Source organism: Bradyrhizobium sp. Leo170 (assembly GCF_004296405.1).
GTDB lineage: Bacteria > Pseudomonadota > Alphaproteobacteria > Rhizobiales > Xanthobacteraceae > Bradyrhizobium.
This window is the reverse complement of the sequence record NZ_PSRR01000287.1, coordinates 1-11147: the sequence shown is the minus strand read 5'-3', so window position 1 is coordinate 11147 and position 11147 is coordinate 1. Positions and strand designations below refer to the sequence as shown.

General features: G+C 66.7%; 10 protein-coding genes. 6 read left to right on the top strand and 4 right to left on the bottom strand.

What is annotated here, in order from left to right; translation table 11 throughout:
• Nucleotides 1–162 precede the first annotated feature (162 nt).
• Genes CWO89_RS33270 through CWO89_RS33255 form a run of 4 tightly spaced genes read right to left on the bottom strand, consistent with a single transcriptional unit; the run spans nucleotide 163 to nucleotide 2958 of the window.
• Nucleotides 163–1419 carry a CCA tRNA nucleotidyltransferase gene (locus tag CWO89_RS33270; protein ID WP_130582717.1) on the bottom strand — a complete coding sequence of 419 codons (1257 nt, stop codon included), beginning with the start codon at nucleotides 1417–1419 and terminating at the stop codon, nucleotides 163–165.
• Nucleotides 1416–1679 carry a DUF6111 family protein gene (locus CWO89_RS33265; protein ID WP_130582716.1) on the bottom strand — a complete coding sequence of 88 codons (264 nt, stop codon included), beginning with the start codon at nucleotides 1677–1679 and terminating at the stop codon, nucleotides 1416–1418. The genes CWO89_RS33270 and CWO89_RS33265 overlap by 4 nt, the downstream gene beginning before the upstream one ends.
• Nucleotides 1676–2335, bottom strand: a complete 660-nt coding sequence (locus tag CWO89_RS33260) for a CoA pyrophosphatase (protein ID WP_394568022.1) — start codon at nucleotides 2333–2335, stop codon at nucleotides 1676–1678. Before CWO89_RS33260 ends, CWO89_RS33265 begins: the two co-directional genes overlap by 4 nt.
• An 8-nt stretch (nucleotides 2336–2343) precedes the next feature.
• Nucleotides 2344–2958: a DUF1285 domain-containing protein gene (locus tag CWO89_RS33255; RefSeq protein ID WP_130582714.1), complete on the bottom strand. Its 615-nt coding sequence runs from the start codon at nucleotides 2956–2958 to the stop codon at nucleotides 2344–2346.
• Between the two features lie 234 nt (nucleotides 2959–3192).
• Between CWO89_RS33255 and CWO89_RS33250 the strand changes: the two genes are divergently transcribed.
• From CWO89_RS33250 to CWO89_RS47200, 6 genes are all read left to right on the top strand, one after another.
• On the top strand, nucleotides 3193–4188 hold the full coding sequence (locus tag CWO89_RS33250) for an AAA family ATPase (RefSeq protein WP_130582713.1): 996 nt from the start codon (nucleotides 3193–3195) through the stop codon (nucleotides 4186–4188).
• Nucleotides 4188–5129 (top strand): DUF58 domain-containing protein, encoded by a 942-nt coding sequence (locus CWO89_RS33245; protein WP_130582712.1) that lies wholly within the window; start codon nucleotides 4188–4190, stop codon nucleotides 5127–5129. The genes CWO89_RS33250 and CWO89_RS33245 overlap by 1 nt, the downstream gene beginning before the upstream one ends.
• The gene (locus CWO89_RS33240) at nucleotides 5126–7930 is read left to right on the top strand and encodes a DUF4159 domain-containing protein (protein ID WP_463702773.1); all 2805 of its coding nucleotides are present in this window, start codon (nucleotides 5126–5128) and stop codon (nucleotides 7928–7930) included. The genes CWO89_RS33245 and CWO89_RS33240 overlap by 4 nt, the downstream gene beginning before the upstream one ends.
• Before the next feature lie 181 nt (nucleotides 7931–8111).
• Nucleotides 8112–10175 (top strand): hypothetical protein, encoded by a 2064-nt coding sequence (locus tag CWO89_RS33235; protein WP_130582711.1) that lies wholly within the window; start codon nucleotides 8112–8114, stop codon nucleotides 10173–10175.
• 259 nt (nucleotides 10176–10434) lie between these two features.
• A complete protein-coding gene (locus CWO89_RS33230; protein WP_130582710.1) occupies nucleotides 10435–10848 on the top strand; it encodes a DUF2946 family protein in 414 nt (137 codons plus the stop codon).
• A 74-nt stretch (nucleotides 10849–10922) separates the two neighbouring features.
• Nucleotides 10923–11147: hypothetical protein (locus CWO89_RS47200; protein WP_207234625.1), on the top strand; the 225-nt coding region annotated here is incomplete at its 3' end.

The following is an 11147-nucleotide window of genomic DNA, read 5'->3' as shown; positions in this document are numbered from 1 at the left end:
GCTAGTTCACAAAGCCGGGCGGCGCCTGGCGCTCAGTGACAATGAGCAACCTCGTAGCCCGGGTGGAGCGCAGCGCAACCCGGGACAACTCCGCTCCATGTCGACCAGCACCCCGGGTTACGCTGCGCTTCACCCGGGCTACCGGACAGGCTGGCGAGGAGTTCACAATCGGTGGTCGTGGGCGAAGCGGGCGACCATCTCATCGGCGATCGCCGAGAGCGCCGCCTGGTCGAGCGGAAACTCCGCAGCGAGCCACGCCTGTTCGGCCTGGGCCAGCACATGGCCGAGCGCCGGTCCCTCGGCAATTCCGCGCGCGATGAAATCGGCCGCTTTCAGCGGAAATTTCGGCGCCTGCCAACGCTGCGGCAGGCGCGCCAGTTCGCGCCAATGAGCGATGTCGTGGCCATCGCTCATCCGCGCCCAGGCCAGCATCATCCGGTCGAGATAGGCCGCCTCGCCGAGACGATAGAGCCAGCGGCGCGCCGCCGCCTCGTCGATACCAGCGAGTTGCCACCAGCGATCCGCCATCGCTTCCAGCGCCTTCGCCTCTGCATTGGTGAGCCGCAGCTTGACCGCAACGCGCTTTGCGTCCTCGGTGATGGCGAGTGCGAGCGCACCGAGCCGGCGCACCGCGCTCGCCTCGAGCCCGAGCTCGCGCTCGGCCGCGATCATGCCTGCGAACGGCGCGGTATAGCCGACGCCGCCCAGAATCATCTGCAGCAGGCCGCCCTCGGCCATCGCGGTGACCGCGGCCACCGCTCCGTCAGCCACCACGAGCTTGAGCATTTCCATGCGCACGCGCTCCGCCGAAAGCTGCGCCAGGCCGGCACGGCCGGCGATGCAGGCGATATAGCCGGCGCGATCGGGATCGCCGACGCCGTAAGCCGCATGCATGCGGAAGAAGCGCAGGATGCGCAAGTAATCCTCGGCGATGCGCTGACTGGGATCGCCGATGAAGCGCACGCGGCGAGCGGCGATATCGTCGAGCCCGCCGACATGATCGTGCACCACGCCTTTGGCATCGACCGAAAGGCCGTTGATGGTGAAGTCGCGCCGCTCGGCATCGCGCGCCCAGTCGCGGCCGAATGCGACCTTGGCCTTACGGCCATAGGTTTCGGTATCCTCGCGCAGCGTCGTGACCTCGATCGGATGCTTGTCGACGACCAGCGTCACCGTGCCATGCTCGATGCCGGTCGGCACGCTCTTGATTCCTGCCGCCTTGGCGCGGCGCATCACCTCCTCAGGGACCGCCGTGGTCGCGAGATCGATGTCGCCGATCGGCCGGTGCAGCAGCGCGTTACGCACCGCGCCGCCGACCACGCGCGCTTCCTCGCCGTTGGCGTTGAGCAGCGCGAGCACGCGTGCCGTGGATCCCGATCTCAGCCAAGGCGCCTGCTCCAGCGCACGTGCGTGCGTCATTTCTCAACTCCGGGCACGAGCTTGCCATTCTCGATATGAGCGGGGATATAGGTCGAATTCGGCGGCGCGCCGGAGAAATGCGCGAGCAGCACGAAACTGACCACGACCAGAAGCAGCGCTCCCAGCACCAGCTTCGCAATCAAAGGCATGGGCCAGGAAGATTTCGCGAAGACGCCGGAGCGCGTTGCAATGAGGAACAAGGCATAGACCGCGAAAGGGATCAGGAAAATTCCGATCTCGGTCAATACCGGACGGATCATGGCAGGTAGATCCGTTCATACAATACGCGCAGGATCCCGGCGGTCGCGCCCCAGATGTAACGCTCGGCAAAGGGCATCGCATAATAGGAGCGCTCGATGCCGCGAAATTCCTTGCTGTGGCGCTGATGGTTCGCGGGGTTCATCAGGAACGAAAGCGGCACTTCGAATGCGTCGACGACTTCGCCCTCGTTGATCCTGAGCTTGAAGCCGGGCTTCACGCGCGCCACCGTCGGCAGGATGCGAAAACCAAACGCGGTGCCGTAAAGATCGAGATAGCCGATCGGCTCGATGAAGTCGCGCGCGAGCCCGACTTCCTCGTCGGCCTCGCGCAGCGCGGCGTCGAGCGGAGAGGCATCCGTCGCGTCGATCTTGCCGCCGGGGAATGAGATCTGGCCGGCATGGCTGCTCAAATGCTCCGAGCGCTGCGTCAGCAGCACCGTCGGCTCATCGCGGTCGACCACCGGGATCAGCACCGCGGCCGGCCGCACCGGCTGTTCGTGCGCGATGATCTCGAGCATGCGGTCATTGCCGGAGTCGCCGGTCCTCGGAATGATGTTGGGATCGACCAGGCCGGGCGGGACGTCGAAATTCAGCCGCGCGTGGCTGCGCGCGAAAAATTCCGCCGAGCTAATCGCCGCCGGCTCCGTCTTCAGCATCGGCTCGTTCAAAGCGCGTCCCTCACCTCTTTCGCATCCGCCATCGCGAAGAATGCGCCGCCGGACTCGATTCCGAACATCGGACGACCATCGACCATCCGCTCTTCCCCCATGTCAACCAAATCGTAGTAGAGCGGACGGGTGACCTTGGCCCAGAGATCGGCGCGGACGTGCAGATAGGGCGTGAGCCCGCCGTCATTGCCCGGCTCGAAACGGAGGGCGTGCGCGGCGTCGCAATCGACCCAGTCGTCGACATTGGTGCGGAACCTGAGCAGACGTCCGCGTCCGTCCCCATCCTTTTGCATCTCGACCGCGAGGAATGGCGCATCGTCGACGCGGATGCCGACCTTCTCCACCGGCGTCACCAGGAAATGCTTGCCGTCTTCGCGTTTCAGGATGGTGGAGAATAGCCGCACCAGCGCCGGCCGGCCGATCGGTGTTCCCATATAGTACCATGTGCCGTCGCTGCCGATTCGTATATCGAGATCGCCACAGAACGGCGGATTCCATAAATGCACGGGTGGAAGGCCCTTGCCGCCGGCAGGATTTGTTTTCGCGGCATTAGTGGCCGCGGCGGTCAATCCTTCGAGGCCCTGACGGCTTGTTTGCCCTTCGTTCGCCATGGTTTGCCTTAAGGTTGAGAGCTTCAATCTGGCACGATTGGTGCACGTCGCTTACGTACATCCTTCAGATGTGCGCGGGTATGCCGTTCTCGCCACATCGTGATGGCGTTCATACCCTGAAAACCCGTTAAGGTGGGGATAGTTTAATTCAACGAATACATGGCCTTCGCGTATGCTTAGCATGGGGCCAATGGCGTGACGACGCGAGGTTGCGCCGTCGATAAGGAGCACGGAATGGCTGGTGCAGACAGTGTCGAAAAACTGGAAGACGTGATCGTCCGCTCGGCCGAGCAGGTTGCCGGCCAGATCCGTACGGCGAAAGAGGCGATTTCCACGGTTATTTTCGGCCAGGACCGGGTGATCGAGAATACACTGGTGACGATCCTTTCCGGCGGACATGCGCTGCTGATCGGGGTTCCCGGCCTTGCCAAGACCAAGCTCGTGGAGACGCTCGGCATCACGCTCGGCCTCGACACCAAGCGCATCCAGTTCACCCCGGACCTGATGCCGTCGGACATCCTCGGCGCCGAGGTGCTGGATGAGAGCAGCACCGGCAAGCGCTCGTTCCGCTTTATCGCAGGTCCGGTATTCGCGCAGCTTCTGATGGCGGACGAGATCAACCGCGCCAGCCCGCGCACCCAATCGGCACTGCTGCAAGCCATGCAGGAGCAGCACATCACGGTTGCGGGTGCACGCCATGACCTTCCCAAGCCATTCCATGTGCTGGCGACGCAGAATCCGCTGGAACAGGAAGGCACCTATCCGCTGCCCGAAGCGCAGCTCGACCGCTTCCTGATGGAGATCGACGTCGACTATCCCGACCGTGAGGCCGAACGTCGCATCCTGTTCGAGACCACCGGCGCGGAAGAGACGCTGGCGAAGGCTGCGATGAACGCGGAACTGCTGCTCAGCGCACAGCGGCTGGTGCGAAGGCTGCCGGTCGGCGACTCCGTCGTCGACGCCATCCTGTCGCTGGTGCGCGCCGCGCGGCCCAATCCGGAAGGCGAGAAGCTGATCGCCTGGGGACCGGGCCCGCGCGCCAGCCAGGCCTTGATGCTCGCCGTCCGCGCCCGCGCCCTACTCGACGGGCGGCTCGCGCCCTCGATCGACGACGTGCTCGATCTCGCCGAACCCGTGCTCAAGCACCGCATGGCGCTCACTTTCACTGCGCGCGCCGAAGGCCGCACCATTCCTGACGTGATCAAGCAATTGAAGACGCGGATCGCTTGATGGCCGCGGAGAACAAGCGCCTAGACGAGGAGATCGTCGCAGTCCGACGTGCCGATGGCGAAAGCCGATCGCTCGCCGCGTCGCTGCCGCGCCTGGTGCTCGAGGCCCGCCGCATCGCCAACAACGTCATCCATGGCTTGCACGGCCGCCGCCGCGCCGGCGCCGGCGAGAGCTTCTGGCAATATCGCCGCTTCGTCTCCGGCGAGCCGTCGCAGAACGTCGACTGGCGGCGCTCGGCGCGTGACGACCATCTCTACGTCCGCGAGCAGGAATGGGAGGCGGCGCACACCGTCTGGATCTGGCCCGACCGCTCGCCGTCGATGGCGTTCGCGTCCAAGCAGGCGCGCGATTCAAAGCTCGAGCGCGGCCTGATCGTCGCCTTTGCGCTGGCCGAATTGCTGGTCGCCGGCGGCGAACGCGTCGGCATTCCCGGCTTGATGAACCCGACCGCGAGCCGCACCGTCATCGACAAGATGGCGCAGGCGATACTGCATGACGATGCGACCCGCGCCAGCCTGCCGCCGTCCTTCGTGCCGTCGGCGCTTTCCGAGATCGTGGTGCTGTCGGACTTCTGGTCGCCAATTTCGGAAATCCGAACCACGCTCGCCGGGCTGTCGGCCTCCGGCGCGCACGGCACGGTGATCCAGGTCGTCGATCCCGCCGAGGAAACCTTCCCCTATTCCGGCCGCGTCGAATTCGTCGAACCGGAAGCGGGCACTGCGATCACCGCGGGCCGCGCCGAGAGCTGGGCCAGCGACTATGTCGCGCGCGTCGCGCTGCATCGTGACGAGATCCGCGCCGAGACCAACCGGCTCGACTGGTTGTTCTCGACCCACACCACGAGCCGCTCCGCAGCGGAGCTGCTATTGTTCCTGCACAACGGCATGACGGTCAGCAAGGCCAGCGTACGGTCCACCGTCAAAGTGGGGCTCGGCGCATGATCGCAGGCCTGCCGCTGTCCTTTGCCGAACCGATGCTGCTGCTGGGCCTTCTGAGCCTGCCGGCGCTGTGGTGGCTGCTCCGCGTGATGCCGCCGCGGCCGAGGCGCATCGAGTTTCCGCCGACCAGATTGCTGTTCGATATCCAGCCCAGGGAAGAGACGCCCTCGCGGACGCCATGGTGGCTGACGCTGCTGCGCCTCCTCGCCGCCGCGCTCGTCATCTTCGCCGCGGCCGGGCCGATCTGGAATCCGCAGACCGGCCTTGCGTCCTCCAAGGCGCCGCTCGTGATCCTGCTCGACGACGGCTGGAGCTCGGCCTCGAGCTGGGACGCGCGGATCAGGGCCGCCGACGAACTGATCGCCAATGCGGAGAACGACCGCCGCGGCGTGGCACTGGTGCCGCTATCGGAGTCCGCGCGTGACATCACGCTGATGCCGGCCGGTACCGCGCGCGTCGCGCTGCGGCAGTTCGCGCCAAAGCCCTATTCGATCGACCGCGTCGACACGCTGCCCGCCATCGATCGGTTCCTGAAAGCCACCGGCGATGCCGAGATCGCCTGGCTGTCCGACGGTGTCGACACCGGGCGCGGCGCGGAATTCACCGAAGGCCTCGGCAAGCTGGTCGAGAACCGCACGCTGACGATCTACGAGGGCGGCGCGCCGTCCGCGCAGGCCCTCGTCGCCGCCGAGAATGCCGCGGCCAAGATGACGGTAAAAGTCCTGCGCACCGAGACCGGCATCACCTCCGGCACGGTGCGGGCGCTGGATGCTAAGGGCTCGCCGATCGGCGAGGCGCGCTACAGCTTCGCTCCGCAGGATCGCGAGACCGAGGCATCGTTCGATCTCCCGGTCGAACTGCGCAACGATATCGCGCGGTTGGAGATCGCCGGCGAGCGCTCCGCCGGCGCGGTGCAGCTGCTCGACAAGAGGTGGCGGCGCCGTGCGGTCGGCGTCGTCTCCGGCGCGACCAACGACACCGCGCAGCCGCTGCTCGCCTCGACCTTCTACCTTTCCCGCGCATTGTCGCCATTCGCCGATGTGCGTCTCGGCGACCGCGGCGCGCCGCAGCAGGCGATCGCGCAATTCCTTGACCAGCGGCTGCCGATGATCGTGATGGCCGATGTTGGCACGCTGTCGCCGGAAATCCGCGAGCGGCTCAACGCCTGGATCGACCAGGGCGGCGTGCTGGTGCGTTTCGCCGGCCCGCGGCTGGCGCAAGCCGATGACGATCTGGTGCCGGTGAAGCTGCGCCGCGGCGGGCGTGTCCTCGGCGGCAGCCTGACCTGGGAGAAGCCGCAGCATCTGGCCTCGTTCACCGCCGACGGCCCGTTCGCCGGTCTCGCGGTGCCAAAGGATATCACCGTGAGCCGGCAGGTGCTGGCCGAGCCGGATGCCGTGCTCGCCACCAAGAGCTGGGCGTCGCTGGAAGACGGCACGCCGCTCGTCACCGGCGAGCATCGCGGCAAGGGCGTGGTCAGCCTGTTCCATGTCGGCGCGGATTCGCGCTGGTCGGATCTGCCGATGTCCGGCACCTTCGTCGAGATGCTGCGCCGGCTGGTCGACATGTCCGGCTACACTTCGAAGCCTGGTGCTGGGGTCGCCGGCGAAGCCAAGGCCGAGACCGTGGCGCCGCTCCGCACGCTGGATGGCTTTGGCGCGTTCGGCCCGCCGCCGTCGACCGCCAAGCCGATGCCTGCCGATTACCGCGACCGCGCGACGCTGGATCACCCGCCCGGCCTCTACGGTCCGGCCGACGCCCCGATCGCCGTCAACACGCTGGCGACCGCCGACCGCATCGCCCCGCTCGATACGTCTGCCCTGCGTGCGCGGCGGGCGAGCTACACCAATGCCGAGCCACGTGATCTCCGCGGCATCCTGCTGTCGTCGGCGCTCGGTCTGTTCCTGCTCGATGCGATCGTGGTCGCCATGCTCGGCGCCGGCCTTGCCGCGCTGTGGCGGCGGCGCGCGGCACCTGCGGCGCTGGCGCTCGCCTTCCTGCTGGCATCGATGGCGCCGTCCACCACGCGCGCCGAGAACAGCGACGACTTCGCCATGAAGGCGGTTTCGCAGACACGGCTCGCTTATGTCGTCACGGGCAATGCTGACGTCGACTCCATCGTGAAAGCCGGCATGTCCGGGCTGACACTGTTCCTGGCGCAACGTACCGCGCTGGAGGCCGGCGATCCCGTCGGCGTCGATCCCGCGCGCGACGAACTCGCCTTCTTCCCGCTGATCTACTGGCCGATCGTCCCCGGCGCGCCAAAGCCGCCGCAGGACGCGATCAACAAGATCGACGCCTATATGAAGCAGGGCGGCACCGTGCTGTTCGACACCCGCGACGCCGTCGAGGCGCCGCCCGGCGACAACAGCGGCTCGCAGACGCCGGGCATGCAGGCGCTACGCGAAATCCTGTCCTCGCTCGACGTGCCCGAACTCGAGCCGGTGCCGCGCGAGCACGTGCTGACCAAGACGTTCTACCTGCTGCGCGACTTCCCCGGCCGCTTCACTTCGGGCCAGACTTGGGTCGAGACGCTGCCGCGCGAGGACGATGACGAAGCCGCGCAGCGGCCCGCGCGCGGCGGCGACGGCGTCTCGCCGATCATCATCACTTCCAACGATCTTGCCGGCGCCTGGGCGATCCGGCCCGACGGCCAGGCGATGCTGCCGCTCACCCCCGGCGAGCCGCGCCAGCGCGAATTCGCCTTCCGCGCCGGTGTCAACATCGTGATGTACACGCTGACCGGTAACTACAAGGCCGACCAGGTGCACGCGCCGGCCCTGATCGAGCGGCTGGGACAGTGATGCGCATGATAAGCCGGAACACTCACCACGCACACGCCGTCATGCCCGGGCTTGTCCCGGCCATCTACGCCTTGCCACGCTGCAGGAAGAACGTGGATGCCCGGGAGCGCAGACAAGTGTACGCAGTCTGCGCAAGGCAGCCTGCTATGCCCGGGCATGACGATGCGGATCGGTTCTCGCTATGAACTACGGCATCGCATTTACACCCCTCGTTCCCTCGCTCGTGCTGTGGATCGGGCTTGCGGCGATCGTCGTCATAGCGGCGCTGCTCCTGCTGTCACGCACGCGCGGCGCATGGATACGCGTCGCGGCGCTGGCGCTGGTTCTGCTCGCGCTTGCCAACCCCTCCTTCACCCGCGAGGACCGTGAGCCCCTGTCCTCGGTCGCCGCCGTCGTAATCGACAAGAGCCCGAGCCAGAATTTCGGCACGCGCAACCAGGAGACCGCGAAGGCCCAGGAGGCGCTGGTCGACAGCCTGAAGAAGATTAAGGGCCTGGAAGTGCGCGTCGTCGACGCCGGCCAGGCGGACGGCGAGACCGACGGCACCAAGCTGTTCGGCGCATTGTCCTCCGCCTTGTCGGACGTTCCGGTCGACCGTGTCGCCGGCGCCTTCCTGATCACCGACGGCCGCGTGCATGACATCCCGGCCAATGCCGCCGCCCTCGGCTTCCAGGCGCCGGTGCACGCGCTGATTACCGGACGCAAGGACGAGCGCGACCGACGGATTGCAATTTCGGCCGCGCCGCGCTTTGGCATCGTCGGCCAGACCCAGACCATCACCTACCGGCTCGACGATCAGGGCGTGACCGGCCAGAGCGCCAGGATCACCGTGCGTCGCGACGGCGAGGTGATCAACGAGCGCACGCTGCAGAGCGGCCAGACCGCCAATGTCGACATCGATATCAAGCATGCCGGACCCAATATCGTCGAGATCGAGGCATCTCCGCTCGACAATGAACTGACGCTGGTCAACAACCGCGCGGTGGTCGCCATCGACGGCGTGCGCGACAAGCTGCGCGTGCTGCTCGTCTCGGGCGAGCCGCATTCCGGCGAGCGCACCTGGCGCAACCTGCTCAAGTCCGACGCCAGCGTCGACCTCGTGCATTTCACCATCCTGCGTCCGCCGGAGAAGCAGGACGGCACGCCGATCAATGAATTGTCGCTGATCGCGTTTCCGACCCGCGAACTGTTCCAGCAGAAGATCAACGAATTCCAGCTCATCATCTTCGACCGCTACGCCCGCCAGGGCGTGCTGCCGATCGCCTATTTCGACAATATCGCGCGCTATGTCCGTGCCGGTGGCGCGGTGCTGGTCTCCGCCGGTCCGGACTATGCGTCCACGACCAGCATCTGGCGTACGCCGCTCGACTCGGTGCTCCCGGCCGAACCCGTGGGCGTCACCGAGAAGCCGTTCTATGCGCATCTTTCCGACGCCGGAAAGCGCCATCCGGTGACGCGCGGGCTGGAAGGCTCGGGCAGCGAGCCGCCGCATTGGAGCCGCTTCTTCCGCACCGTCGACACCCGCAACGCGATCGGCCAGCCCGTGATGACCGGCGCCGATGGCAAGCCGTTGCTGCTGCTGTCGCGCTTCGGCGAGGGTCGTGTGGCGCTGCTGCTCTCCGACCACATCTGGCTGTGGGCGCGCGGCTATGAGGGCGGCGGTCCGCATCTCGACCTGCTGCGGCGGATGTCGCACTGGCTGATGAAGCAGCCTGATCTGGACGAGGAGGCGCTGCGGCTGCAGATCCAGGGCCACGATCTCTCCGTCGTGCGCCAGACCATGGGCGACAGCGTTGCGCCGGTCACCGTGACCTCGCCGAGCGGCGCCACGCGTGAGATGACGCTGACCCAGGGCGAGCCCGGCGAATGGAAGGCGACGCTGCCCGCCAACGAGCTCGGCCTGTGGCAGGCGACCGACGGCACGCTGAAGGCATTGGTCAATGTCGGCCCGACCAACCCAAAGGAATTCTCGGAAGTGACGTCCACGACCGAGATGCTGAAGCCGCTGGCGCAGGCGACCGGCGGCGACGCCCGCCGCGTGGTCGACGGCACCAGCCTCGATATGCCCCGCATCGTGCCAGTCCGCGCGTCGAGCGTGTTCCGCGGCGAGGGCTGGATGGGCGTCAGGATGCGCGACGCCAGCGTCGTCAAGGGCGTCGGCGTGCTGCCGATGTTCGCAGGCCTGATCGGCCTGTTGCTGCTGCTCGGTGCCTTCGCCGCGACGTGGCTGCGCGAGGGACGATGAGATCGCCCGATCCGTAGTCCCGTAGCCCGGGTGAAGCGAAGCGGCGTCTCGAGGGATGGGCCTCATGGTTCGAGACGCGCGAAGACGCGCTCCTCACCATGAGGGTCTGTCACCTCGCCGCCGTTGCAACAATCACACAGCCTCAACCGATCGCGCGGCGCTCGCCTGAGCCGCGGTTGACACCGCCATCTCCTTCCGATGTTATAATATAACGTCGGGACGGTTGGGATAACCGTCCCCCGGGGGTGGGCGTAAACTCGTGAAGTGGATTCGAAGACACGTCAAACTTGGCGCGCGACTGGCGCTATTCGCGCTCGCCGTTCAGTTTGCGCTGTCGTTCGGCCATTTCCATCCGGCGCAGGCCGCTCCCGCTCTCCAAACCGCGACATCGCAGACCGACGTCCTTCGTGCTGCGGACCTCGTGGTCACGGATGCGGCGAGCCTGTCGGCGCCCCAGCAGCAATCTCCGCACCAGGATAACCATCAGCAGCCCGCCGACGGCTGCGCCATCTGCGCCGTCATCACGATGGCGCACGGCATGCTGTTCGCCACGCCGCCGGTGCTGTTGCTGCCGCAGGCGATCGAACTTCTCCAGCTGACCACCGAAGCCGGCTTCACACATCTCGGCACTCCCCATCGGGCGTTCCAGTCGCGCGCGCCACCCCTCTCCTGATCGATTGACCGAACTGCCTTCGCACGCCCGCCGCGCAAGCGGGATGCGAAGGCCATCGCAATCGGTGCGTCGGCTTGGCCGACGGCATCAGGATCAGGAAAATGGGATTCAAGAAAAAACGAGCTTTCCACGTCGGTGGAGCAAGCTGGCTAGTACTATGCGCGCTCGGCAGCGGCGCGATCGCTCAGGATGCACCCGCATCGGCGCCGGCAACGCAACTGCCTGATATCAACGTGACGGCACCAAGTCCGATCGTGCGGCGCCACCGGGCCGTTGCTCCGGCGCGCGCCCCCGTTCGG